At 68.6% G+C, this 23929-nt stretch carries 22 protein-coding genes; 17 read left to right on the top strand and 5 right to left on the bottom strand.

Translation table 11 applies throughout. From position 1 onward, the window contains the following. Positions 1-30: 30 nt before the first annotated feature. The 5 genes from AC3ANJ_RS10525 to AC3ANJ_RS10505 all read left to right on the top strand — a co-directional run bounded on the left by AC3ANJ_RS10525 (position 31) and on the right by AC3ANJ_RS10505 (position 4528). On the top strand, positions 31-357 hold the full coding sequence (locus AC3ANJ_RS10525) for a DUF2469 domain-containing protein (RefSeq protein ID WP_264157670.1): 327 nt from the start codon (positions 31-33) through the stop codon (positions 355-357). 105 nt (positions 358-462) lie between these two features. Further along, positions 463-825 (top strand): YraN family protein, encoded by a 363-nt coding sequence (locus AC3ANJ_RS10520; protein WP_488316265.1) that lies wholly within the window; start codon positions 463-465, stop codon positions 823-825. Further along, the gene (locus tag AC3ANJ_RS10515; RefSeq protein WP_488316264.1) at positions 822-2351 is read left to right on the top strand and encodes a YifB family Mg chelatase-like AAA ATPase; all 1530 of its coding nucleotides are present in this window, start codon (positions 822-824) and stop codon (positions 2349-2351) included. The genes AC3ANJ_RS10520 and AC3ANJ_RS10515 overlap by 4 nt, the downstream gene beginning before the upstream one ends. Further along, on the top strand, positions 2348-3553 hold the full coding sequence (dprA, locus tag AC3ANJ_RS10510; protein ID WP_488316263.1) for a DNA-processing protein DprA: 1206 nt from the start codon (positions 2348-2350) through the stop codon (positions 3551-3553). The genes AC3ANJ_RS10515 and dprA overlap by 4 nt, the downstream gene beginning before the upstream one ends. Positions 3554-3625: 72 nt before the next feature. Next, on the top strand, positions 3626-4528 hold the full coding sequence (locus AC3ANJ_RS10505) for a tyrosine-type recombinase/integrase (RefSeq protein ID WP_488316262.1): 903 nt from the start codon (positions 3626-3628) through the stop codon (positions 4526-4528). 13 nt (positions 4529-4541) lie between these two features. Here AC3ANJ_RS10505 and AC3ANJ_RS10500 read toward each other — a convergent pair whose 3' ends face one another. Further along, a complete protein-coding gene (locus tag AC3ANJ_RS10500) occupies positions 4542-5066 on the bottom strand; it encodes a murein hydrolase activator EnvC family protein (protein WP_488316261.1) in 525 nt (174 codons plus the stop codon). Between the two features lie 296 nt (positions 5067-5362). On the opposite strand from AC3ANJ_RS10500, the gene rpsB reads away from it, so the two are divergent. The 9 genes from rpsB (at position 5363) to AC3ANJ_RS10455 (ending at position 12102) form a co-directional block, all read left to right on the top strand. After that, entirely contained in the window at positions 5363-6292 is a 930-nt protein-coding gene (gene rpsB, locus AC3ANJ_RS10495; RefSeq protein WP_488316260.1) for a 30S ribosomal protein S2, read from the top strand. A 59-nt stretch (positions 6293-6351) separates the two neighbouring features. Continuing rightward, complete coding sequence (gene tsf / locus AC3ANJ_RS10490; protein WP_406250052.1) at positions 6352-7179, top strand: translation elongation factor Ts; 828 nt, start codon at positions 6352-6354, stop codon at positions 7177-7179. A gap of 92 nt (positions 7180-7271) precedes the next feature. Continuing rightward, positions 7272-7988, top strand: coding sequence for a UMP kinase (gene pyrH / locus AC3ANJ_RS10485; RefSeq protein WP_406250054.1), 717 nt, complete (start codon positions 7272-7274; stop codon positions 7986-7988). A 71-nt stretch (positions 7989-8059) separates the two neighbouring features. Further along, positions 8060-8614, top strand: a complete 555-nt coding sequence (gene frr / locus AC3ANJ_RS10480) for a ribosome recycling factor (protein ID WP_264157679.1) — start codon at positions 8060-8062, stop codon at positions 8612-8614. A 6-nt stretch (positions 8615-8620) separates the two neighbouring features. Then, the gene (locus AC3ANJ_RS10475; protein WP_488316259.1) at positions 8621-9742 is read left to right on the top strand and encodes a phosphatidate cytidylyltransferase; all 1122 of its coding nucleotides are present in this window, start codon (positions 8621-8623) and stop codon (positions 9740-9742) included. A 24-nt stretch (positions 9743-9766) separates the two neighbouring features. Next, entirely contained in the window at positions 9767-10333 is a 567-nt protein-coding gene (locus AC3ANJ_RS10470; RefSeq protein ID WP_406250058.1) for a DivIVA domain-containing protein, read from the top strand. A gap of 48 nt (positions 10334-10381) precedes the next feature. Beyond that, the gene (locus tag AC3ANJ_RS10465) at positions 10382-11083 is read left to right on the top strand and encodes an aggregation-promoting factor C-terminal-like domain-containing protein (RefSeq protein ID WP_488316258.1); all 702 of its coding nucleotides are present in this window, start codon (positions 10382-10384) and stop codon (positions 11081-11083) included. Positions 11084-11095: 12 nt separating this feature from the next. Next, positions 11096-11383: a hypothetical protein gene (locus AC3ANJ_RS10460; RefSeq protein WP_488316257.1), complete on the top strand. Its 288-nt coding sequence runs from the start codon at positions 11096-11098 to the stop codon at positions 11381-11383. Beyond that, positions 11380-12102 (top strand): alpha/beta hydrolase, encoded by a 723-nt coding sequence (locus AC3ANJ_RS10455; protein WP_488316256.1) that lies wholly within the window; start codon positions 11380-11382, stop codon positions 12100-12102. Before AC3ANJ_RS10460 ends, AC3ANJ_RS10455 begins: the two co-directional genes overlap by 4 nt. A gap of 6 nt (positions 12103-12108) precedes the next feature. Here AC3ANJ_RS10455 and AC3ANJ_RS10450 read toward each other — a convergent pair whose 3' ends face one another. Continuing rightward, positions 12109-13161, bottom strand: a complete 1053-nt coding sequence (locus AC3ANJ_RS10450) for an AI-2E family transporter (RefSeq protein ID WP_406250066.1) — start codon at positions 13159-13161, stop codon at positions 12109-12111. Positions 13162-13339: 178 nt separating this feature from the next. On the opposite strand from AC3ANJ_RS10450, the gene AC3ANJ_RS10445 reads away from it, so the two are divergent. Both AC3ANJ_RS10445 and AC3ANJ_RS10440 read left to right on the top strand, forming a co-directional pair. Next, a complete protein-coding gene (locus AC3ANJ_RS10445; protein ID WP_488316255.1) occupies positions 13340-15259 on the top strand; it encodes a DUF8094 domain-containing protein in 1920 nt (639 codons plus the stop codon). Then, complete coding sequence (locus tag AC3ANJ_RS10440; protein WP_488316254.1) at positions 15256-16197, top strand: tetratricopeptide repeat protein; 942 nt, start codon at positions 15256-15258, stop codon at positions 16195-16197. The genes AC3ANJ_RS10445 and AC3ANJ_RS10440 overlap by 4 nt, the downstream gene beginning before the upstream one ends. Positions 16198-16224: 27 nt before the next feature. On the opposite strand, the gene glgB is transcribed toward AC3ANJ_RS10440, so the two are convergent. From glgB to glgX, 3 genes are read right to left on the bottom strand one after another with little or no spacing between them, the layout of a single operon-like run. Further along, the gene (gene glgB, locus AC3ANJ_RS10435) at positions 16225-18432 is read right to left on the bottom strand and encodes a 1,4-alpha-glucan branching protein GlgB (RefSeq protein ID WP_488316253.1); all 2208 of its coding nucleotides are present in this window, start codon (positions 18430-18432) and stop codon (positions 16225-16227) included. After that, entirely contained in the window at positions 18429-20501 is a 2073-nt protein-coding gene (locus AC3ANJ_RS10430; protein WP_488316252.1) for a maltotransferase domain-containing protein, read from the bottom strand. The genes glgB and AC3ANJ_RS10430 overlap by 4 nt, the downstream gene beginning before the upstream one ends. Positions 20502-20561: 60 nt before the next feature. Beyond that, complete coding sequence (gene glgX / locus AC3ANJ_RS10425) at positions 20562-22634, bottom strand: glycogen debranching protein GlgX (RefSeq protein WP_488316251.1); 2073 nt, start codon at positions 22632-22634, stop codon at positions 20562-20564. A 104-nt stretch (positions 22635-22738) separates the two neighbouring features. On the opposite strand from glgX, the gene AC3ANJ_RS10420 reads away from it, so the two are divergent. Beyond that, complete coding sequence (locus AC3ANJ_RS10420; protein WP_488316250.1) at positions 22739-23914, top strand: cysteine desulfurase family protein; 1176 nt, start codon at positions 22739-22741, stop codon at positions 23912-23914. Positions 23915-23929 lie beyond the last annotated feature (15 nt).

Below are 23929 nucleotides of genomic sequence, written 5' to 3'. Positions count from 1 at the left end.
GCTCGCCCTCGGCCGTAGGATGGACACATCATGGATGAGGAAGCCTTCGACGATTACGACCGCGAACTCGAACTCGCACTGTTCCGCGAGTATCGGGATGTCGTCTCGCAGTTCCAGTACGTCGTCGAGACCGAGCGTCGCTTCTATCTCGCGAACGAGGTCAACGTCGTCCGCCGGGACACCGAGCACGACTTCTACTTCGAGATCTCGATGACCGACGTCTGGGTGTGGGACATCTATCGCGCCGACCGCTTCGTGAAGGCCGTGCGCGTGCTGACGTTCAAGGACGTCAACGTCGAGGAGCTTCAGCGGCGCGAGTTCGAGCTCCCTGAGGAATTGTCGCTCGACGGCAAGTGACTCGCTCTGCACAGCGCGCGCGCTGAGCGGAACTTCCCACCGATTCCGTAGATCCCGGGGGACGACTCCGCGCACGGTGCATCGGTGTGCAGGCACGCTGTCGGCATGGCAGCGAAGGATGATCTCGGCAGGGTCGGTGAGCAGCGGGCGGCGGCGTACCTGACCGACCGCGGGTACGACGTGCTCGACCGCAACTGGCGCTGTCCGGCCGGCGAAGTCGACATCGTCGCTTCACGCGCCGGTCTACTGTGCGTCGTCGAGGTCAAGACGCGGACGTCATTGCGCTTCGGTCACCCCTTCGAAGCACTCGATGATCGCAAGGTGCGGCGCCTCTGGCGCCTGGCGCACGCGTGGATCGAAGCGCATCCAGGGTGTGCCGCGCACTCGCGTGTGCGGCTCGAGGCGATCGGGATCATAGGCCCCGACCCCCGCAGCGGGATGCTGGAGCACCTGGTGGATCTGCGATGAGCGCGGTGCGCACCTGGGCCGTCGCGCTCACCGGCGTCGACGGTCACATGGTCGAGGTCGAAGCCGACCTCTCGAATCAGCGGCCTGACTTCCGCATCATCGGCCTCGCTGATCGATCGCTCGGCGAGGCGACGCAGCGCGTGCACAACGCCTGCAAGAACGCCGGCCTCGAGCTGTCGGCGCGGCGGCTGACGGTGAATCTTTCTCCCGCGAGTCTTCCGAAGCAGGGGTCGGCGTTCGATCTCGGTGTCGCGGTGTCGGCGCTGGCCACGAGCGGTTCGCTCGACGCCGCCTCGATCGCCCGCACAGTGCACATCGGGGAGCTCGGCCTGGACGGGCGCCTGCGCCCGGTTCCCGGCGTTCTGCCATCGGTGTTCGCCGCCCAGCGCGCGGGATTCAAGCATGTCGTCGTGCCCCATGCGAACGCAGAGGAGGCGCGTCTCGTCGCGGACATCGAGGTGCGGGCCGCGACCACGCTCGCCGAGGTCGCGGTGTGGCACGGCGCTGACGTCGAGATCCCGGACGTCGAGCCGATCAGGGGGTCGGCTGTGCCCGAGGACGAGCCGGAAGCCGTCGATCTCTCCGACGTGATCGGCCAGGAAGATGCGGTGGACGCGCTCCTCACCGCCGCCGCCGGTGGTCACCACCTGCTGCTGAGCGGACCGCCTGGTGCGGGCAAGACCATGCTCGCGCGTCGGATGCCCGGCATCCTCCCCGAGCTCACCGACGAGGAGGCGCTCGAGGTCGCATCGATCCGCTCCCTGGCTGGGCTGCCCGTGGTGGCGCTGAACCGGGTGCCGCCGCTCGAGGCACCGCATCACAGCGCCTCGCCGACGGCGCTGGTGAGCGGTGGTTCCCGCATCGCGCGTCCCGGCGCCATCGTGCGCGCGCACCGCGGTCTGCTGTTCCTCGATGAGGCCGCGGAATTCAGCAGGCAGGCGCTGGATTCACTGCGACAGCCCCTCGAATCCGGGACGATCGACATCCAGCGTGCCGGATTCACCGCGCGCTTTCCCGCCCGTTTCCAACTCATCCTCGCGATGAACCCCTGCCCGTGCGGCAACTACGGCGTCCGTGGGGCGGAGTGCACGTGCCCGCCGATCGCGATCCGGCGCTATTCCGGTCGGCTCTCCGGCCCGCTCAGGGATCGGATCGACATCGATCTGCAGGTGGCGAGGGTCGCCGCCTCTCGTGCCACGGCGGGCGAGCGTGCCGCACTGACCTCGCAGATCGCCCGTTCCCTCGTCGCCCAGGCCCGTGCGCACGCCGCGCAACGGTGGCAGGGCACCCCATGGCGCGTGAACGCCGAGATCCCTGGCACCTGGTTGCGGCAGGGAAGGCACCGCCTGCCGCCCGAGGACCGCGCCTCATTGGATCGCGCGCTCGAGCGCGGCGTCCTGACGTTGCGCGGCTACGACCGCGTGCTGCGGCTGGCGTGGACCATCGCCGACCTCGCCGGCCGTGATCGCCCGGGGCGGGACGAGATCGGCCGAGCCCTGTTCCTGAAGAGAGGACTGATCACATGATGGACGAACTCAGCAGGGAGACCGGGCTGCGGGAACGCATCGTTCGGCTGCGACCGGACGCCGACGCGGACGAGACGCTCGCTCGCGCGGCCTGGTCAGTGATCGCCGAGCCGGGAGACGGCACCGCCGGGGCGCTGATCGCGGCCCTCGGTGCTCCCTATGCGCTCGCAGCGGCACTGGACCAGGTGCGGCGGCCCCGTGCGGAGGCCGCCGCGATCGACGCGCTGGGCGGTGCCGGTGGGTCGAAGCTGCTCCGCCAGGCTCGGGCGCGCTGGCGACCCCGCGCCCGGATCGACGGCATCCGAGACGCCGTCGGCGCGGCTTGTGAGGTCGGCGCTCGACTGCTGCTGCCCGGGGCAGCGGGCTGGCCGGCGGATCTCGATGACCTCGGTGTGCACGCACCCGTGCTGCTGTGGGTCCGCGGTGATCCGGACTGCCTGGCGATGCAGCCGAGCGCGGCGCTCATCGGAGCCCGCGCTGCCAGCTCGTACGGAGAGTCCGTGACCGCCGAACTGGCCGGCGATCTCGCCGCCGGAGGCGTACTCATCGTCTCCGGCGGCGCGTACGGAATAGACGGCGCCGCGCATCGCGCCGCACTCGGCGTCGGTGGAAAGACCGTCGCCTTCCTCGCGGGCGGACTCGACCGCGCGTATCCGGTCGGGCACCATCAGCTCTTCGAGCACATCGTGCGCTCCGGCGCGGTCGTCGCCGAGGTGCCGTGCGGAACGTCGCCGAGCAAATGGCGCTTCCTCGCCAGGAACCGCATGATCGCGGCCCTCGGCCAGGCGACGGTCGTCGTAGAGGCGGGATGGCGCAGCGGTTCCCTGAACACGGCCGGGCACGCGGCCTCGCTTGGTCGTCCACTCGGGGCCGTACCGGGGCCGGTCACGTCCGCGGCGTCAGCGGGGTGCCACCGACTGCTGCGGGAATACGATGCCCGGTGCGTCACGACGGCTGCCGAGGTGCGTGAGCTGTGGGGTGAAGCCCTGCCGGCCGGCAGGGCGGAGGAGCGGATGGATCCGGACACCACCCGTCTGCTTGACGCGCTCAGCACCCGCACCGCGCTTCCGCCGCACGAGGTCGCACGACGGTCCGGGCTGGCTGTCGACCGGGTGAGAGGGCTGCTGGGGATGCTGGAATTGGACGGCGTCGCATCGCGGCGGGACGACGGCTGGCTGCGGCAGGTGCAGGCGACCCGCTGATCCACGCGCCCGGTCCTGGTCGATGCGGCGAGGCACCGGGGCGCCGCGATGGAACCGAGCCATCCTAGGAGAATGGACCTCTCCGCCGCAGCCGAGGCGTTCGCGACGCATCTCGCGACGGTTCGTCGGCTGTCGCCGGCCACGGTGCGCGCCTACCGATCCGACCTGCGCGACCTCGCGGCGTCCGTCGGGGACGTCTCCATCGCACAGGTGCACCTGGAGTCGTTGAGGGACTGGCTGTGGAAAGCGACCCAGCGCGGCGACGCGCGCAGCACTCTCGCCAGACGCGCGGCTGCGGCCCGGTCGTTCTTCGCCTGGGCGAAGGACGAGGAGTTCATCTCCGTGGACCCGAGTCTGCGGCTGGTGACCCCGAAACGCGGCCGCGCCCTTCCGACGGTCGCGTCCCGCGAAGGCATGGGGGTATTGCTCGACGCGCAGCGGGCGCTCGCGGCTGCCGGGGACCCGACGGATCTCCGCGACCACGCGATCCTCGAGCTGCTGTACGCATCCGGCATGCGCGTGTCGGAGCTGTGCGGCCTGGACATCGACGATCTCGACCAGGACCGCGCCACGGCACGCGTGCTCGGCAAGGGATCCAAGGAGAGGGTCGTCCCGTACGGGCGGCCGGCGCGCGACGCGATCTCGGCCTGGACGACACGAGGCAGACCGGTGCTCGCGGCGCGCGCGGCATCCGCCACTCCCGCTGTCTTCCTGGGCGCGCGCGGCGGGCGGATCGGGCCGCGACTGGTCTACACGCTCGTGGCGCGCACGCTCGGACCTGTCGTGGGCGCCGACAACGTCGGACCGCACGCACTGCGCCACTCCGCCGCGACGCACCTGCTGGACGGCGGAGCGGATCTCCGAGCGGTGCAGGAGATCCTCGGTCACGCGAGTCTGGGGACGACGCAGATCTACACACACGTCTCGGCCGAGCGGCTGACGGCGACCTACCGGCTGGCGCATCCGCGCGCGTGAGGCGGCCGCGCCATCAGAGCGGCGCGCAGCACGGCAGCAGGACGGCCCGCTCGACCGGACCGAACATCGACATCGGATCCACGTAGGCGCCGTGCACCCGCAGCCCGAAGTGCAGTGTGCCTGCCGGCGCGTGCCCGCCCGTCGAGATCGTGCCGATCGCGTCCCCAGTGGACACCTCCTCGCCGGCGCGCAGCGTCGATGCCACCGGTTCGAAGGTCGTGACGAGACCGCCTCCGTGGTCGATCGTCAGGAGCGGACGATCGACCACGGTGCCCACGAACGCGACCACGCCGGCCGCTGGCGCTCGGACTTCTCCTCCCGCGTCAGCGGCGATGTCGATGCCGCGGTGTCCGGAGGCGTATTCGTGGGCGGGGGCGATGAACGGCTCCACGACGCGTCGTCCGCCGGCGACCGGCCACAGCCAGTCCGCGTCGGAGTTCTCGTCCGCCTGGACAGGGCCGACGCCGGCACCGAGCCCGACGAGGACGAGCACGACGGCTGCCGCGGAACGGAGGAAGCGGGGCAGGAGTGCGGACATGCCTCCATCGTGCGCGCTGCCGACGGCCGCGGGTGATGCATCCCGCCATCCGTGCAGAACTCGCAGAACGAGGCGGGCGGTGCAGGGCGAGTGGACCAGGCGAATCGGGTACACTGGCTCATGCACCTCGATTCCGGGGTGACTACGCGTGCCCAAAGCGACTTCGGTCGCGGCATCCACTCCCATGGGTCCCGTTCGACGAACGGGCGGGTGTGCGCCGGGCACCAGGCTCGACGATCGACTGATCGACGAAAACAACCTCAACGGCGCGAGAGCGCCAGAACAAGGAGACGACCATGGCTGTGGTCACCATCCGCCAGCTGCTCGACAGCGGCGTGCACTTCGGACACCAGACCCGCCGGTGGAACCCGAAGGTGAAGCGCTTCATCCTCACGGAGCGCAGCGGCATCCACATCATCGACCTGCAGCAGTCGCTGGGCTACATCGACAAGGCGTACGACTTCGTCAAGGAGACCGTCGCTCACGGCGGCACCATCCTCTTCGTCGGCACCAAGAAGCAGGCTCAGGAAGTCCTCGCAGAGCAGGCGACACGCGTCGGCCAGCCCTTCGTGAACCAGCGCTGGCTCGGCGGTCTCCTCACCAACTTCTCCACCATCGCGAAGCGTCTCGCCCGCATGAAGGAGCTCGAGGAGCTCGACTACGAGAACCCGGCCGCGTCCGGCTTCACGAAGAAGGAGCTGCTGCTCAAGAAGCGCGAGCTCGACAAGCTGCACAAGTCGCTCGGCGGCATCCGCAACCTCGCCAAGACGCCGTCCGCCCTGTGGGTCGTCGACGCCAAGCGCGAGCACCTCGCGATCGACGAGGCCAAGAAGCTGGGCATCCCCGTGATCGGCATCCTCGACACCAACGCGGACCCGGACGACTTCCAGTACCCGATCCCCGGCAACGACGACGCGATCCGTTCGGTCTCGCTGCTCACCCGCATCATCGCGGATGCCGCGGCCGAGGGCCTGCAGCAGAAGCACAACCCCGAGACCGGCGACGCTGAGCCGCTGGCCGACTGGGAGCGCGAGCTCCTCGAGGCCCCAGCCGAGACCGTCGAGGCTCCGGCCGAGGCTGCCGAGACCACGGAGGCTCCCGCCGAGGCCGCTGCTGAGACGGCTGAAGCTGCTGAGGCTCCGGCCGAGGCCGCTGAGACCACCGAGGCTGCCGCCGAGGCGACCGAGGCTCCGGCCGAGGACGCTGCGGCCGCCGACGCCAAGTAATTCCCTCGGGCCCAACCCGCCCGCGAAAACACACATCACGAAGCAAGGAGCCGCCACACATGGCCAACTTCACCATCGCCGACATCAAGGCGCTGCGTGAGCAGCTCGGCACGGGAATGGTCGACACCAAGAAGGCACTCGAGGAAGCCGATGGCGACCGCGAGAAGGCCGTCGAGATCCTTCGGCTGAAGGGTGCGAAGGGCAACGCCAAGCGCGCTGACCGTTCCACCAGCGAGGGACTGGTCGTCGCCCGCGAGCAGGACGGCGCCGTGACGCTCGTCGAGCTCGCCTGCGAGACCGACTTCGTCGCCAAGAACGACCGCTTCATCGCGCTGTCCGAGAAGGTCGCCGATGCCGTGGCCGCCGTCAAGGCGAACACGGTCGAGGAGGCTCTCGCAGCAGACGCCGCCGGTCAGACCGTCGACCAGTTGATCTCGGATGAGGCAGCGATCATCGGCGAGAAGGTCGAACTGCGTCGCGTTCGCACGCTGACCGGCGACAACTTCGAGGTCTACCTGCACCGCACCAGCAAGGACCTGCCGCCGCAGATCGGTGTCGTCGTCGCCTACTCGGGTGACGACGCCGAGACCGCGCGCAGCATCGCCCAGCACATCTCGTTCGCGAACCCGTCGTACCTGTCCCGCGAGGACGTTCCGGCGGCGGATGTCGAGAAGGAGCGCGAGATCGTCACCGAGATCTCCCGCGGCGAGGGCAAGCCGGAGGCCGCGCTGCCGAAGATCGTCGAGGGCCGCGTGACCGCGTTCATCAAGCAGGTCGCACTGCTCGAGCAGGACTACGCCAAGGACAACAAGCTGTCCGTGGCCAAGGTCGCGCAGGACGCCGGCATCACCGTGACGGACTTCGCGCGCTTCAAGGTCGGCGCGTAACGACGTCAGAGGGGTTCGGATCCGTGAGGGTCCGAACCCCTTCTTCATGCCCAGAAGGCACTATCTTGATTGCGGGACGAGAGGATTCACCCATGACTGAACGAACCGGACGCCGTCGCGTTCTTCTCAAGCTCTCCGGCGAGGCATTCGGTGCCGGCCAGCTGGGTGTCAACCCCGACGTGGTGAGCCAGATCGCCCGCGAGATCGCCGCGGCCGTCGACGAGGTCGAGATCGCGGTCGTCGTCGGAGGGGGCAACTTCTTCCGCGGTGCAGAGCTCAGCCAGCGCGGCATGGACCGTGGACGAGCCGACTACATGGGCATGCTCGGGACCGTGATGAACGCCCTGGCTCTGCAGGACTTCCTCGAGCAGGCCGGTGCGGCGACGCGCGTCCAGTCCGCGATCGCCATGACGCAGGTCGCGGAGCCCTACATTCCGCGACGCGCCGAGCGGCACATGGAGAAGGGTCGCGTCGTGATCTTCGGAGCCGGCGCCGGCCTGCCGTATTTCTCGACCGACACGGTCGCGGCCCAGCGTGCGCTGGAGATCGGCGCGCAGGAGGTGCTCGTCGCCAAGAACGGCGTCGACGCGATCTACACGGCGGACCCCCACAAGGATGCTTCCGCGACGCGCATCGACCAGGTCACGTACCGCGAGGCGCTGCAGCGCGGGCTCAAGGTCGTCGACTCGACCGCGTTCAGCCTGTGCATGGACAACAACATGGACATGCGCGTGTTCGGGATGGAGCCTTCGGGCAACATCACGCGCGCACTGCTCGGAGATCCCATCGGCACGCTCGTCACCTCCTGAGCGTCGTGGACGGGTGCTTGAGCATCCGCCCGGATAGAATTGCCAGAACACCCCAGACGATTGGAGTCGCCGTGATCGCGGACGTCCTCGCAGAAACCACCACCCGGATGACCAGGGCGGTCGAAGCCGCGAAGGAGGACTTCGCCACGGTGCGCACCGGGCGGGCGAACCCGCAGCTGTTCCAGAAGGTGATGGTCGACTACTACGGTTCGCCCACTCCGCTCGCACAACTGGCGTCGCTGGCCAACCCCGAGGCGCGCTCGCTCATCGTCACTCCGTACGACAAGTCGGCGTTGAAGGCGATCGAACAGGCCATCCGCGACATGCCGAATCTGGGCGCGAACCCGTCGAACGACGGCAACATCGTCCGCGTGACGATGCCGGAGCTCACCGAGGAGCGTCGCAAGGAGTACGTCAAGCTGGTGCGTTCCAAGGGCGAGGATGCCAAGGTGCATGTCCGCGGGATCCGTCGTAAGGCGAAGGATGAGCTGGACGCGCTCAAGAGCGACGTGGGCGAGGATGAGATCGCCCGCGGCGAGAAGGATCTGGACGCCCTGACGCGTCAGCACGTCGACCTGATCGACGAGGCGCTGAAGCGCAAAGAGGCCGAACTGCTCGAGGTGTGAGCGGGAATGACTGACGATTCCGGGGGCACGTCGCCGAACGATGCGCCCAGCCGGCGCAGCGAGCGGCGACGCGACGCGGCACCGACGCCGCTGAGCGACAGCGCCTTCCCCGGGTTCGACGCCACGGTCGTTCCGCCGAAGCCGGAGCTGCCTCCCGAGGCGACGCCCGGCATGTCGACGGGGGAGCACAACGCGATCCGCGAGCAATGGCGAGCGAAGCGCGGCGAGTTCGAGAACCACGTCTCGCACGCGAAGGATCAGCTCGACCAGGCGAACGAGCGCATCAAGGAGCGCACCGGTCGGGACCTGATCGTCGCGATCCTCATCGGTCTCGCCGCGGGTGCCGTCCTGCTCGGATCGCTGCTGTTCATCAAATGGCTCTTCGTTCCGATCGTCCTGGCGATCGCGCTGCTGAGCATCTACGAACTCGGTCTCGCGTTGCGTGGCGCCGGGCGACGCATCGACATCATCCCGCAGCTGGTGGCGGGGACGCCGCTCGTGCTGGCCGGCTACTTCGCAGAGCCCTGGCTGTGCTGGGTCGCGCTGTTCGCGTCCGTGTCGTTCGTGATCGTGTGGCGCCTGGTCGTGCAGATGATGGTCCAGGACGGTCGCACGTACGGAGCAGTGCTCGGGGACGTCGTGGTCAGCGGATTCGTCCAGGTGTACGTTCCGTTCCTCGCGAGCATCGCCCTGATCCTGCTGTCGCAGGACGGCGGGCAGTGGTGGGTGCTGTCGTTCATCGCGATCGCGGTCGCCGCCGACACCGGCGCCTATGCGTCGGGGCTCGCGTTCGGCAGGCATCCGATGGCTCCGCGGATCAGCCCGAAGAAGACCTGGGAGGGCTTCGGCGGTGCGGTTCTCGCCGCCACGGGCGTCGGCGTGCTCCTCGCGCTGTACCTGCTCGAGATGCCCTGGTGGGCCGGCGCCATCCTCGGCGCGGCCGTGCTGCTCTCCGCGACGCTGGGCGATCTGGCCGAATCCATGCTCAAGCGCGACCTCGGCATCAAGGACATGAGCTCGTGGCTGCCCGGACACGGGGGACTGCTCGACCGTCTCGACAGCATCCTGCCTTCGACGATCCCGGCGCTCACCCTGTACTTCCTGCTGTCGCCCTGGGCGACGCTCTGATGACGGTCGGATACGGTGGATGACGTGACAGATCTGCAGACCACGCCGGCGCCGACGGCGTTCACGCTGACGACCGGCCGAACCCGCGGGTATCACCCGGCCGCGGTCGATGCCTTCCTCGCGGCTGCCAAGACCAGCTTCGAGCGCGACGACGATGCGCTGTCGGCCGAGGACGTCCGCGTGGCGTCCTTCCCGATGGTTCGCGGCGGCTACGCGGTGGCCGAGGTGGATGCCGCTCTCGGGCGCATCGAGGATGCCTTCGCGGCCCGTGTCCGCGACCGCGCGGTGCGTGCGGAGGGCGCGACCGCCTGGGTCGAGCAGGCCAGAGGAGAGGCGCAGGTGATCCTGGACCATCTCGCGCGTCCGAAGCTCCACAAGTTCGCGCGCGTCGGCTGGCTCACCTACGGCTATCGGGCCGAGGAAGTCGATCACGTCGCACGTCGCATCGTCCGCTACCTCCGCGACGGCGACGAGCTGTCGGTGGAGCAGCTGCGGTCGGCCGCGTTCCGCATGCAGCGCGGCGGCTATCGCGAGGAGCAGGTCGACGCTCTGCTGGATGCGACGATCGAGGTCATGCTCGCAGTCCGGTGACGGTTCTCATGGTCTCCTCAGCGGGCTCTGGTTTACACTGAGGCTATTGTGAGTTCACCCCACGAGTCCGAAGAGATCGCCGTCGCGCCCGCACCCGGCCGCGGCGATGTCGTCTTCACTGCGAAGCGAGCGGTGCCGACGCGCGCCCGTTGGTCGCGCCGACGCGGCGTCGTCGCCACGTTCGCGGCGCTCGCTGTCGTCGGCTTCGCCGCGGCGATCGTGGCGCCGACCGGCTTCGCCCTCGCAGAAACCGCCGACTCCGCCCAGGCGCAGACGACCGTCTACTCCCTGGCGGCTGACGACGCGCAGGATCTGCGTGTGACGGTCGACGGTGCTGCTTTCTCTCCTGTCGATCGAGGAACCTACGAGGTCTACGTCACGCCGACGCCGACACCCACCCCGAAGCCTGCGTCATCGGGGTCGAATGGCGGCAGCGGCAGCGGCAACGGCAGCCGACCGCAGTACACCGGCGGCGGCTCTCCGGCCGAGTGGATGTCCGCGGCGGGCATCGCCGAGAGCGACTGGGGCTTCGTGGACTACATCGTCTCGAAGGAGAGCGGCTGGAACCCGAACGCGGTGAACCGCTCGTCGGGAGCCAGCGGCTTGGTGCAGGCTCTGCCGTGCAGCAAGGTTCCGGGCAACTGCTTCGACCCGGTCGACAATCTGCGCTGGGCGAACGGCTACGCCACGGGTCGATACGGCAGCTGGGAAGGCGCGTACAACTTCTGGCGGAGCAACCACTGGTGGTGACACCGCTCCGCCATGCCCCGATCCCGTAAGCGGCGCCCGGAGCGCTCGAGTACCGACGATTCCTTCGATCGCCTTCTCGCCGGTTGGAAGCGCACCGAGATCCGTCGTGGTCGCGAGTGGGTCGTCCAGCCGGTTTCAGCGCTGCAGGCGCAGAAGGAATACGTCTGCCCGGGGTGCACGCAGGTCATCGCGCCTGGGCTCGCGCACCTGGTCGCCTGGCGTGCGGACGGGGTGCTGGGCGAAGCCGCTGATCTCGCCGCGCGACGGCACTGGCATGCGCACTGCTGGCGGCTGGGATGAGCATCGAGATTCGCGGGCCTCTCGAGCTCCCGGCGCACCGGGAGGACATCGAACTGCGCACCGCGGACGGGCTGACCCTGTTCGGAGAGATGGCGTCGCCGCAGGATCGGCCACCGGTCGCGACCCTGGTGACGCTGCATCCCCTGCCCACGGCCGGCGGGTCCATGGATTCGCACATCATCCGCAAAGCGGGCGCGCGTCTGCCGGCTCTCGCGGACCTCGCCGTTCTGCGCTTCAACACGCGTGGCACCGCGTCGCCGCGCGGCACGAGCCAGGGCGCGTTCGACGGTGGCGGGGCCGAGCGCCTCGACGTCGCCGCGGCGATGGACTTCGTGCAGGAGCGCGGCCTGCCGACGCCGTGGCTGCTCGCGTGGTCGTTCGGGACGGAACTCGCGTTGAAGTACGGTCGCGAGCACGATGTCGTGGGTGCGATCCTGCTTTCGCCGCCGCTGCACCGCGCGAGCGACGCGGAAGTGGCGGCCTGGGCAGGAGACCCCCGTCGCGTGATCGCGCTGATCCCCGAGTTCGATGACTATCTGCGGCCCGCGGAGGCTCGCGAGCGCTTCGCCTCGATTCCGGATGCCGTGCTGATCGCCGTCGAAGGCGGGAGGCACCTGTGGGTGGGGGAGAGCCAGACCAGGCACGTGCTCACCGAGATCGTCGCCGCGGTCAACCCGCAGGCGCTCCCGCTGCCGACGGTGTGGGGTCCGGCATCCTGACCGGGATCAGCGTTCGTTCATCCGCGGGATGACGACCTGACGGTAGATGATCAGGATGCTGGCCGCCACCGGAATCGCGATGAGCGCGCCGAGCAGGCCGAGCAGCGAGCCGCCGGCGAGTGCGGCGACGACGACGACAGCGCCTGGCACCGAGACGGCTCGGCTCATGATTCGCGGTGAGATCACGTACGCCTCGATCTGCATGTAGATGAGGTAGTAGATGCCGGCGGCGAGGGCCGTCGCGGGCGAGCCGAGGCCGGGGATCAGGCACGCCAGCACGATGATCGTCGAACCGGTCAGGGTTCCGACCAGGGGGATGAGCGAGAAGAAGAAGGCGACGACCGCGAGGACGGCGGGGAACGGCGCCTTGATGATCGACAGGTAGATGGCGCTCAGGACGCCGTTGATCACGCCGAGCGAGACCTGACCCATGACGTAGTAGCCGACGGAGTCGGTGATCTGGTCGGCGAGGTCGATGAAGCGGGGCCGCTTGGACGCCGGGACGAGCTGGTAGACCGCGCGCTTGAGCGACGGCGTCGACGCGGTGAGGTAGATGGTCAGGATCAGCACGATGAAGGCGCCGAAGAGTCCGTTGACGACGCCGAGACTTGCGTTGATCACGCCGCCGGTGATGCTGCCGACGTTCGCCAGCAGCCAGTCCTGCGCCTCGGTGAGGACGCGGTCGATGTCCAATGCGGGGAAGATGCCGCCGAGCCAGGTGCGCAGGTCGGCCCAGATGTCATTGCTGCTCTGCACGAGCGCCGTGATCTGTTCGACGAGCTGCGTCACCTGCGAGATGATGATCGGCAGCACTATCAGGACGATGCCCGTGAACACGCCGAGCACTGCGACGATCGTGACGAGCACGGCGAGCCAGCGGGGGACCTTCTGCCGTTCGAGCCAGGAGATCAGCGGATCCAGGCCGAGACTGATGAACAGGGCGGTGCCGAGATAGAGCAGCACGGTGGACAGGGTCTGCACGCTGCCGATGAGCAGGACACCGAGACCGACGCCGAGCGTCGCGACCAGCGCCGTTCGGAACGGGTTGTGCAACTTCATTTCGGCTCCTCGTAGAACGGGTGAGGCCAGCGTATCCAGCAGATGGCGAGCGGCGGCGAAGACGTGCCGAGCGGTCGGGTGGCAATCCGCCTGAGACAACACTCAGGTGATTTCGCTAGTCTGAAATGTCGAGCGATGATCCGGCACCGGTTTCCGGATCACGTAAGGAGAACTTTTCGTGCGATTCGTATGGGCCGTCGTGGCCTTCGTCCTGGCCACGCTCCTGATCGGTGCGGGTATCGCTCAGCGCACCGTCTTCGTTGGCCCCTCCAGCGAGGAGCTGGTGCTGGAGACCTCGCAGCCGGAGCCCTACACCCTGATCGATGGGGCGGTGCTGCGGACCCAGCCCGGCCTTCAGAGCCTCATCATCCGCGGCGACGGCGAGCTGTTCGCCGCCTTCGGGCGCACCGCGGACATGGAGGCCTGGCTCTCGGACGCCACGTACAACTCGATCACCCTGAACGACGACGGTGCACCCGTCACCACGGTCGTCGAACCGGAGGACGCGGCGGATGCCGACGGCGATTCCGCCGACGCGACCGCGACTCCGACCCCCACCCCAACGGAGGACGCGGCGGCGACCATAGGTCGCAACCCGGCGGGTTCGGACCTGTGGCTGGATTCGTTCAGCGAACAGGATCAGATCATCACCGACACGCAGCTGCCGGAGGGCACCAGCATGCTCATCGCGCGTGACGGCACCGAGCCGGCACCGGATGACATCGTGGTGTCCTGGCCACTGGACAACTCCACGCCTCTCGCAGGCCCGCTGATGGCCGCAGGCGGTCTGATGCTCGCCATCGGAATCGTGCTGTACATCCTCGGCATCCGGCACCAGCGACGCGGACGCGGTCCGCGACGCAAGGGTCCAGGTCCGCTTCCCGCCACGGAACCGATCGATGTCGCGATCGACAAGGTCCCCGAGAAGGAAGCGATCGAGCAGAAGCCGTCCGACGAGGACGCGACTGCCGGAACCGACGCCGAACCCGAGCAGACACCGGATCCCAAGGGCAAAGCGAAGCGGGTCGCACTCACTCGTCGCCGCCGACTCGCGATTCCAGCGCTGGCGCTGGTCGCAGTGGTGGCCACCGGCTGTTCGGCCGATTCGTGGCCGCAGTTCGGCACCGAGACGGCCACACCCTCGCCGACGCCGACCGTTATCGCTCCGGAGAACCAGAAGCCGCCGGCGGTCACCGAGGCCCAGGCCAAGCGCATCCTGGAGAGCGTCTCCGGTACGGTCGCGACTGCGGATACCGAGCTCGACATCGACCTGGCCGCGACCCGCTTGGACGGAGCGGCGCTGACGGCGCGTCGCACCGACTACACGCTGCGAGGCGCGATCGCGGATCGCCCTGCGCCGGCCGTCATCCCCACCGATGACGTCGAGATCCTGTTGCCTCAGGCGACAGATGCGTGGCCCCGTACCGTGCTGATGCTCTCGAAGAGCAATGAGGACGAGTCCGTCGCCCCCGTGATCTTCACCATGAGTCAGCAGGACCCCTGGTCGAACTACAAGATCTCCTACCTGGCCGAGATGCAGGCGTCCGTCGAACTGCCCGCACTCGCACCCGCATGGGCAGGCACGACGCTGGTTCCGCCGGACACGACGTTCCTCGCGATCGCTCCGAACGAGCTCGCCACCGCGTTCTCCGACGTGGTGGATGGCGGTGACAAGAGCGCCTCGTACGACCTGTTCGATAACGGAACGCACGAGTTGGCCGCGACCATCCAGGCGAGCCGGCAGTCCGTCGTCGACAGCCTCGCCGAGAAGAAGGCGTCGGAGACCTCGAAGGCCGAGTTCGGCATGGATCCCACCACGGATGTGCCGGTGTCGATGGCCACTCTGGACAGCGGTGCGATCGTCTCGGTCTCCGTGCTCGACAGCGAGACCATCACCCCGACCTCGTCCGATGCCGTCATCAAGTTCGGCGAGGATCCGGTGGCGAAGGCGCTCACGGGCGTCGATCAGTCGGCCAAGGGTGTGAAGACGACGTACAGCATGCAACTGTTCTTCTCGGTACCGACCCAGGTCTCGGGGGAGCAGGTCCGACTGCTTGCGGTCCACCAGGACGTTCTCAACGTGGAAGTGATCAAATGACCGACATCTCTCCTGCCGCCCTGCGCGGCGCCGTCGATCTGTCCGCCCTGCGCAACCGCCCGGCGGCACCGGCTGGTCAGACCGAGGGCTCTGCCGCCGGTGGGGCCATCACGGCGGACGGCGCGCTGATCCGGGACGTGACGGACGAGACCTTCGGCGAGATCCTCGAGCTGTCGCGTACCGTGCCGGTGGTCGTCGACCTGTGGGCCGAGTGGTGCGGACCGTGCAAGCAGTTGAGTCCGATCCTCGAGAAGCTCACGCAGGAGCTCGCCGGCCGGGTCGTGCTCGCCAAGGTGGACGTCGACGCGAACCCGCAGCTCGCACAGGGGTTCCGAGCGCAGTCGATTCCGATGGTCGTCGCCCTGGTGGCCGGTCAGCCGGTTCCGATGTTCAACGGCGCCGTGCCGGAAGAGCAGGTCCGCCAGGTGTTCGACCAGCTCCTGCAGCTCGCTGCGCAGAACGGCGTCACCGGCTCGCTGTCCACGAGTGACGAGCAGCCCGAGGCGCCAGCGGAGGAGCCACCGCTGCCTCCGCTGCACGCCGAGGCGTATGCGGCGATCGAGAACGGCGACTACGCGACGGCGATCCGGGCCTACGAGAAGGCGCTCGCGGAGAATCCGCGCGACGAGGATGCGCGCGCCGGCCTCGGACAGGTTCGACTGCTCGACCGTGTGCAGGCGCTCGATCTCCAGGAGGCGCGCGCAGCAGCGGCAGCAGCGCCACAGGACGTCGACGCCCAGTTCGCGGTCGCCGACCTCGACATCGCCGGTGGCCACGTCGAGGACGCGTTCGCGCGTCTGCTCGATCTTTTCGCCGCGCTGGGATCGGACGAGCGGACGGCGGTGCGCGAGCGCCTGGTCGAGCTGTTCGGCCTTATCGGCGCCGATGACCCGCGCGTGATCAGCGCGCGCACGCGGCTCTCGTCCCTGTTGTTCTGACCGGCGGTCGCCCGTCGTCGCTCGCTGTCAGCCGTGCGATACAGTCGGCACGTGCGGATCCGGCTGGTGGCGCAGCCACAGCGTCGACAGGGCGGGTAGCGTGACCGCGGCCACCGGCGCCCCGGCATCCTGCTCGGGGTGCGCGACCACCATGCCGAGGTTGCCGACGTCGTAGCCGCCGAAAGCGGCGGCGTCGGTGTTCAGAACCTCCTGCCACACGCCTTCCACGCTGAAGGTCAGCGGCAACGCGGTGCGCGTCGTACCGGAGAAGTTGCTGACCACCACCAGCCGGCCGCCGTGCGCATCGCGTCGTTCGAACGCGATCACGTTCGGGTCCCAGGACGGACCACCCATCCGCGTGAACGAGGATGCGTCGCCGTCGCGCTCCCAGAGGGGCGCCTGAGCACGGTAGGTGGTGTTGAGCGATCCGACGAAGTCCATCAGCTGACGGTGCGCCGGCTGATCGAGCAGCCACCAATCCAGCTCGCGGGACTCCGACCATTCCGAGAGCTGGCCGAACTCCTGCCCCATGAACAGCAGGTTCTTGCCCGGATGGCCCCACATGTACGCGAGGTACGCGCGCGCGTTCGCCAGTTGATGCGCGTGGTCTCCCGGCATCTTCGCGACCAAGCTCTTCTTGCCGTGCACGACCTCGTCGTGACTGATCGGCAGGATGTAGTTCTCCCCGAACGCGTACACGAACGAGAACGTCATCTCGCCCTCGTGGTGCGAGCGGTGCACCGGGTCGCGCTGGATGTAGACGAGCGAGTCGTTCATCCAGCCCATGTTCCACTTGAAGCCGAAGCCCAGTCCGGCGTGCTCGGTCGGCGCGGTGACACCGGGGAAGCTCGTCGACTCCTCGGCGATCATGACGATGCCGGGGTGCAGACGGTATGCGGTGGCGTTCGCCTCCTGCAGGAACCGGATGGCCTCGAGGTTCTCACGTCCGCCGTGGATGTTCGGCTCCCACTCGCCGTCCTTGCGGGAGTAGTCCAGATAGAGCATGGAGGCCACGGCATCCACTCGCAGTCCGTCGATGTGGAACTGCTCGAGCCAGTAGAGCGCATTCGCGACGAGGAAGCCGCGGACCTCCGGCCGGCCGTAGTCGAAGATCAGCGTGCCCCAGTCCTGGTGCTCGCCGCGACGAGGGTCGGGGTGCTCGTACAGCGACTCGCCGTCGAAACGGGCGAGCGCGAACGCATCCTTCGGGAAGTGCCCTGGCACCCAGTCCAGGATGACGCCGATACCCGCGCCGTGCAGGCGATCGATGAGGTAGCGCAGATCGTCGGGGGAGCCGAACCGGCTCGTCGGGGCGTAGTACCCGCTGACCTGGTAGCCCCAGGAGCCGCCGAACGGATGCTCGGCGACGGGCATGAGTTCGATATGTGTGAAGCCGGTCGCCTTCACATGCTCGATGAGCGGATCGGCCATGTCGCGGTATCCGAGTCCGTGACGCCACGAGCCGAGATGCACCTCGTAGACCGACATCGGTTGGGCGACGGCGTGCGTGGCCGCACGGCGCGTCATCCAGGCGCCGTCCTGCCAGACGTAGGCGGATGCCGTCACCACGGATGCCGTCTCGGGCGGGAGCTGCGCGGCCTGGGCCATCGGGTCGGCCTTGAGGATCCAACGACCATCGCGAGTGAGGATCTCGTACTTGTAGCGCGTCCCGATGGTGACGTCGGGGATGAACAGCTCCCAGATGCCGCTCGATCCGAGTGAGCGCATCGGATGCCCGGTGCCCTCCCATCCGTTGTGGTCGCCCACCACGCGCACGGCGCGGGCATTCGGCGCCCAGACGGCGAACGCGGTTCCGAGTTCTGAGCCGTGCGCTTTCGGATGCGCCCCCAGGACGTCCCAGAGCCGCTCGTGGCGTCCCTCGGCGATGAGATGCAGGTCCATGTCGCCCAGCGTCGGCAGATGCCGATAGGGGTCGCCGGTCACGATCTCGTCCTCGTCGCCGTACGCGGCCGCGACACGGTAGGCGACCGGCGGTCCCTCGTGCCTGGCCTCCCATATGCCGTGCGCGGAATGAGTCAGCGCCAGTCGCTGCCCGTCGGCGAACACGACGCTCACCTCGTCGGCGAGCGGGCGGCGGACGCGGATGGTCGTGAGCGTTCGGCCCGCGGCATCCGTCGTCGGATGCGCCCCCAGCAGATCATGCGGTGCGTGATGCGCGCCGACGGCGATCTGCGCCCAGTCCTCGGCTTCGGTGACGTCCTCGACGTAGCTCATGATCGCTCCTTCACTGTCAGGATGTGCACCGGCTCGGCGAACGCGTCGAGCCGAACGTAGTCGTGATCGTTCCAGGTCCAGATCTGCCCGGTGATGAGATCCTGCACCTCGAACGTCTCCCCTGGGGCGACACCCCAGATGCGGGTGTCGAGGTGCACCGTCGTCTCCCGCACCGAGTGCGGATCGACATTGGCCACGACGAGGACGGTGTCGGACGATCCGGTGCCGGTGAACGCGGCGTCGAGATGCTTCGAATACACCAGCACCGCATCATCGTCGCTCCAGTGCACGGCGAGATTGCGCAGTTGACGCAGAGCCGGGTGGTCGCGGCGGATCTCGTTCAGCCGTCGCAGATACGGCGCGAGGGAGTCGCCCGCAGCCTCGGCAGCCGCGAAGTCGCGCAGCTTGTACTCGTACTTCTCGTTGTCGATGTTCTCCTCGGCGCCGGGACGGGCGACGTTCTCGTAGAGCTCGTAGCCGGCGTACACGCCGTAGACCGGTGCCGCAGTGGCGGCGATGGCCGCGCGGATCCGGTACGCCGCCCTGCCGCCGAACTGCAGGTACTCCGTGAGGATGTCCGGAGTGTTGACGAAGAGGTTGGGGCGCAGGTAGTCCGCGGTCTCCGTCGCGAGCGAGGAGAGGAAATCTTCAAGCTCGGCCTTGCTGTTGCGCCAGGTGAAGTACGTGTAACTCTGCTGGAAACCGGCGGCGGCGAGTCCGCGCAGGGGAGCAGGGCGCGTGAACGCCTCGGCGAGGAAGACGACGTCCGGATGCCGTTCGTTCACACGCGCGATCAGCCATTCCCAGAACCAGAGCGGCTTGGTGTGCGGGTTGTCGACGCGGAAGATGCTCACCCCCTGCGAGATCCAATGCTCGATGACGCGCAGCACCTCGGCGCAGATCCCGTCAGGATCGTTGTCGAAGTTGATGGGGTAGATGTCCTGGTACTTCTTCGGCGGGTTCTCCGCATACGCGATGGAACCGTCCGGAAGCGTCGTGAACCACTCCGGATGCTCGGCCACCCACGGATGGTCGGGCGAGGCCTGCAGCGCCAGATCCAGGGCGATCTCGAGCCCGGCCTTGTGCGCCGCGCGCACGAAGGCGCGGAAGTCCGCCAGCGTGCCCAGATCGGGATGGACCGCGTCGTGACCGCCGTCGGCCGATCCGATCGCCCACGGTGAGCCTGGGTCGTTCTGGCCGGCGTTCAGCGTGTTGTTCGGCCCCTTGCGATGGCTGCGGCCGATCGGGTGGATCGGCGGCAGGTACAGCACCTCGAAGCCCATGTCGGCGACCGCCGGCAGCCGCTTGGTCGCGGTGCGGAAGGTCCCGCTGACGATCGCGCCGTCCCTCGTCCGCTTCGCGCCCTCGGAACGGGGGAAGAATTCGTACCAGGCGCCGACGCCGGCACGTGTGCGCTCCACCAGGATGCGCTGCTCGGCCGATTCCGTGACGAGCGTGCGCACGGGGCGCGCCGCGAAGAGAGCTGCGAGCTCGGCGTCGCCCGCCACCTCGAGGGTCACGGCGGCATCCGCTTCGCCGAGCGCGAGGGCGACGGCCGACAGACGACGGCGTTCGGCCGCAGGGCGGTCCTTCTCCGCCGCGGCGCGGGCGAAGAGCTGTGCGCCGGATGCCGTCATCACCTCGACGTCGACGCCGGCACCGATCTTCACCGCGGCGGCGTGCGCCCAGGTCGCGTGGTCGTCCGAGAACGCTTCGAAGCGGTAGCGCCACAGTCCGCGGAGATCGAGCGCGATCTCCGCCTCCCAGCGATCGGTGCCGTCGTTCAGCGGCGTGAGCCGATGCAGGGTCTGCGCGCCGTCGGGTGCGGTGAGACGGACGTGCACGCCGATGCGATCATGCCCCTCGCGGAATGCGATGACGCTGAACGGCACCACCTCGCCGGCGAACGCCTTGGCATCGAACCCGCCGGGGACGGTCGGACGGGAATCCGCCAGCGGAATCCGGCCGGTGCGTATCGCCTCGGGGACGGCGGTCGCCGGAGCGGACCGCAGAGGAATCTGGGCGGGGCTCCTCAGAGCCTCGGAACGGGATACCGTGCGTGCGGCCATATCCCGAATGTACCGCTCCTGCGCCTCCGGTGGCACCCGCGCGCGACGCGGTTGCGCGTGTCACTCCACCCGGAACAGATGCATGGATGTTCCCGGCACGGGGAGGACGTCTCCCGGGGCGAGGATCCGCTGCTCGGCATCCGGATTCTCGTCGGCGCTGGACCACAGCGAGACGAACCGTGTCGCCCCTTCGACGGCATCCGGCAGCGTGATGTCGATGGGTGTCTCGGTCCCGTGGACGATCAGCAGGATGCGGTTGAAGTCCTCGGACTCAGGGGTGGACGCCGCGACGTACTGCAGTGTGCGGTTACCGGGGTCGGTCCACTGCTCCTGCTCCATCGTCTCGCCGTTCTGGTCGTACCAGTCCATGACGCTCGCGTTGGGGATGTGCTCGCCCAGGCGCGCGTACCTGCTGGGACGCAGCGCCGGATTCTCCCGGCGCAGTCGGGTCAGCGTCGCGACGTGCGCTCGCAGATCCTCCTGCCACGGCTCGAACTCCCAGTTCAACCAGGTGAGCGCCGAATCATGCGCATACGCGTTGTTGTTGCCGCGCTGGGTGCGCCCCGTCTCGTCTCCGGCGGTGAGCATCGGGATGCCGGCGGACAGCAGCACGGTGCCGAGCAGATTGCGCATGGCCTTCCGCCTGGCGGCGAGGATCGTCGGGTCATCGGTCGGCCCTTCGGCGCCGTGGTTGAACGCACGGTTCATGTCGGCGCCGTCATGATTGTTCTCGCCGTTGGCCTCGTTGTGCTTGACGTCGTACGAGACGAGGTCGTGCAGTGTGAAGCCGTCGTGCGCGGTGACGAAGTTGACGCTCGCGAGCGGACCGCGTTCGTCCGCGAAGGTGTTGGACGAGCCAGCCAGCCTCGTCGCGAATCCGCCGATGCCGACCGGAGCCGATGCCCGCCTGGCGTAGTCGATGTCGCTGAGCCAGAAGTTGCGGACGCGATCGCGATAGCGGTCGTTCCACTCCATGAAGCCGTCGGGGAAGTTCCCGGTCTGCCACCCGCCGAGACCGACGTCCCACGGCTCGGCGATCATCTTGACGTCCTGCAGGAGCGGATCCTCCAGAATCGCCCGCAGCAGCGGATGCTCGCGGTCGTATTCGTGCGTGGCGTTTCGGCCGAGAGCCGCGGCGAGGTCGAACCGGAAGCCGTCGATCTGCATCTCGTTCGCCCAGTAGCGCAGCGAATCGAGGACCAGCCGTGCCACGGCATCCGTCGACGTGTCCAGCGTGTTGCCGCATCCGGTGGTGTCGACGTACGCGCCGTCGGGCTGCTGCCGGTAGTATCCGGCGTTGTCGATGCCGCGCAGACTCGATCGAGGACCGCCGATGCCCTCTTCCGAGGTGTGGTTGTAGACCACGTCGAGGACGACCTCGAGGCCGGCTTCATGCAGCAGCCGGACCATGCCTTTGAACTCGGAGAGCACGGCCTCCGGACCCTCCTTGCGCGCATCGTCGCTGGCGTACGCGGCGTGCGGGGTGAAGAAGTTCAGCGTGTTGTAACCCCAGTAGTTCGTCAGGCCCCGTTCGAGGAGGCGCGGCTCGGGGACGAACGCGTGGATCGGCAGCAGCTCGATCGTCGTGACGCCGATCGAGTGGAAGTACTCGATCATGGCGGGGTGCGCGAGACCGGCGTAGGTGCCGTGCAGGGCGGGCGTGACACCGGGATGCCGCTTGGTCATGCCCTTGAGGTGGCCCTCGTAGACGACGGTGCGGTCCAGTGGGATCCGGGGCTTGTGCACCCCGCCCCAGTCGAAGCCGTCGGCGATGACCACGGAGCGCCATTCCTCGTAGCCGTCCCCCTGGGCGAGGCCCTTCGCGTACGGGTCGAGCAGCAGCGTCTCGGGATTGAACGTGTTCCCGGGGCCGTGCGGCCCTCCGACGCGCAGCGCGTATCGGGTGCCGGGCTGCAGCAGGTCCGTCGTGACCTCCCACACGCTGCCCGGCCGACGTTCCAGGTCGACGGTGTCGGTGACCCAGTCGAGGTCGGTCTCGTCGAAGATGACGAGTTCGACGGATGACGCGTTCTGGGACCAGACGCGCAGGGTCGCGGTGCCGTCGTGGAGACGGACACCGAGGTCATCGAGGTGGGATCCGCCGGGGGCGGCGAACGCACGGGACACGGGCATGAGTAACACCCTAGGCCGCTTGTGTTGCAGTCTCATGTCAGGTAGCACTCGGTTCCACGACCGATTCCTGCTCCGGGGCGCGTGAAACGGGGGAGAATCGAAGCATGCAGCACTATCTCGACCACGCGGCGACGACCCCGTTGCGTCCCGAATCCCGGGACGCATGGCTGCAGGCGGTGTCGGTGATCGGCAATGCGTCGTCGACGCACGGCGCTGGTCAGGACGCCCGTCGCCTTCTCGAGGAGTCCCGCGAGCGCATCGCCGCGGTCCTCGGGTGCGATCCGATCGAGGTCGTGCTGACCTCGGGCGGAACCGAGTCCATCAATACGGCACTGCGGGGGCTCTGGACCTCGCGCCCTCCGCGGACGAGCGCGATCGTGCTGCCGGATGCCGAGCACCACGCCACGGTCGACACTGTGGCTGCCCTGGCGCGCGAGGGCGCCGAGGTGCGCGCGGTGCGCGTGACGGATCAGGCCCGCATCGATGCGGCCGCGTTCGCCGCTGCTCTTCCCGGAGCGGCGCTGGCGACCGCCTTGATGGCCAACAACGAGGCGGGGACGATCAACGATGCGGCCGCACTGTCGCGCGCAGCGAGTGACGCCGCCGTGGCGCTTCATCTCGACGCCGTCGCCGCCCTCGGACACGTGCCCCTGTCGTACCGCGAACTCCGCGGCGACGCACCGGCGGGGTCCGGCCTGGTGGCGATGAGCGTCGCCGGACACAAGATCGGCGCCCCGGTCGGGGTCGGGGCGCTCGTCGTGGCGCGGACGGCGCGGATGAGCGCGCTGATGCACGGCGGCGCCCAGCAGCGCGGGCTGCGCGCCGGAACGCAGGACATCGCCGGGGCCGCGGCGTTCGCGGCTGCTGTCGAGTGCGCCGAGGCGGAGCGCGATGCGGAATCGGTGCGGCTCGCCCGGCTCCGCGATCGGCTGGTCTCCGGCATCCTGGATCGCGTGCCGGATGCCGTGCCGCTCGGCGACCAGATCGACCGGCTCCCGGGGAACGCGCATGTGCTGTTTCCTGGGGCGGTGGGGGAGAGCCTGCTGTTCCTGCTGGATGTCGCCGGGATCGCCGCGTCGACCGGCTCCGCGTGCCAGGCCGGCGTCGCCGAGCCGTCGCACGTCGTGATGGCGATGGGACGCAGCGAGCAGGACGCGCGCAGCGTGCTGCGCTTCACGCTCGGTCGCACCTCCACCGACCAGGACGTGGATGCCGTGCTCGCGGTGATCTCGGACGTGTACGCGCGGGCATCCGGGTCCGGTTCAGCCAGCGGCTCGTAGACTGGACCCATGCGA

This window comes from Microbacterium sp. STRO-1N (assembly GCF_057748015.1).
This window is presented reverse-complemented; position numbering and strand designations above follow the sequence as displayed.

What these genes read in the sequence shown, in the direction of transcription:
- AC3ANJ_RS10430 (WP_488316252.1), bottom strand. Translation starts at nt 20,501, where the DNA reads ATGGCCGCACGCACGGTATCCCGTTCCGAGGCTCTGAGGAGCCCCGCC.
- AC3ANJ_RS10520 (WP_488316265.1), top strand. Translation starts at nt 463, where the DNA reads ATGGCAGCGAAGGATGATCTCGGCAGGGTCGGTGAGCAGCGGGCGGCG.
- AC3ANJ_RS10505 (WP_488316262.1), top strand. Translation starts at nt 3,626, where the DNA reads ATGGACCTCTCCGCCGCAGCCGAGGCGTTCGCGACGCATCTCGCGACG.
- dprA (WP_488316263.1), top strand. Translation starts at nt 2,348, where the DNA reads ATGATGGACGAACTCAGCAGGGAGACCGGGCTGCGGGAACGCATCGTT.
- rpsB (WP_488316260.1), top strand. Translation starts at nt 5,363, where the DNA reads ATGGCTGTGGTCACCATCCGCCAGCTGCTCGACAGCGGCGTGCACTTC.
- tsf (WP_406250052.1), top strand. Translation starts at nt 6,352, where the DNA reads ATGGCCAACTTCACCATCGCCGACATCAAGGCGCTGCGTGAGCAGCTC.
- pyrH (WP_406250054.1), top strand. Translation starts at nt 7,272, where the DNA reads ATGACTGAACGAACCGGACGCCGTCGCGTTCTTCTCAAGCTCTCCGGC.
- AC3ANJ_RS10500 (WP_488316261.1), bottom strand. Translation starts at nt 5,066, where the DNA reads ATGTCCGCACTCCTGCCCCGCTTCCTCCGTTCCGCGGCAGCCGTCGTG.
- AC3ANJ_RS10525 (WP_264157670.1), top strand. Translation starts at nt 31, where the DNA reads ATGGATGAGGAAGCCTTCGACGATTACGACCGCGAACTCGAACTCGCA.
- glgB (WP_488316253.1), bottom strand. Translation starts at nt 18,432, where the DNA reads ATGAGCTACGTCGAGGACGTCACCGAAGCCGAGGACTGGGCGCAGATC.
- AC3ANJ_RS10420 (WP_488316250.1), top strand. Translation starts at nt 22,739, where the DNA reads ATGCAGCACTATCTCGACCACGCGGCGACGACCCCGTTGCGTCCCGAA.
- AC3ANJ_RS10475 (WP_488316259.1), top strand. Translation starts at nt 8,621, where the DNA reads ATGACTGACGATTCCGGGGGCACGTCGCCGAACGATGCGCCCAGCCGG.
- AC3ANJ_RS10515 (WP_488316264.1), top strand. Translation starts at nt 822, where the DNA reads ATGAGCGCGGTGCGCACCTGGGCCGTCGCGCTCACCGGCGTCGACGGT.
- AC3ANJ_RS10450 (WP_406250066.1), bottom strand. Translation starts at nt 13,161, where the DNA reads ATGAAGTTGCACAACCCGTTCCGAACGGCGCTGGTCGCGACGCTCGGC.
- AC3ANJ_RS10460 (WP_488316257.1), top strand. Translation starts at nt 11,096, where the DNA reads ATGCCCCGATCCCGTAAGCGGCGCCCGGAGCGCTCGAGTACCGACGAT.
- AC3ANJ_RS10440 (WP_488316254.1), top strand. Translation starts at nt 15,256, where the DNA reads ATGACCGACATCTCTCCTGCCGCCCTGCGCGGCGCCGTCGATCTGTCC.
- glgX (WP_488316251.1), bottom strand. Translation starts at nt 22,634, where the DNA reads ATGCCCGTGTCCCGTGCGTTCGCCGCCCCCGGCGGATCCCACCTCGAT.
- AC3ANJ_RS10455 (WP_488316256.1), top strand. Translation starts at nt 11,380, where the DNA reads ATGAGCATCGAGATTCGCGGGCCTCTCGAGCTCCCGGCGCACCGGGAG.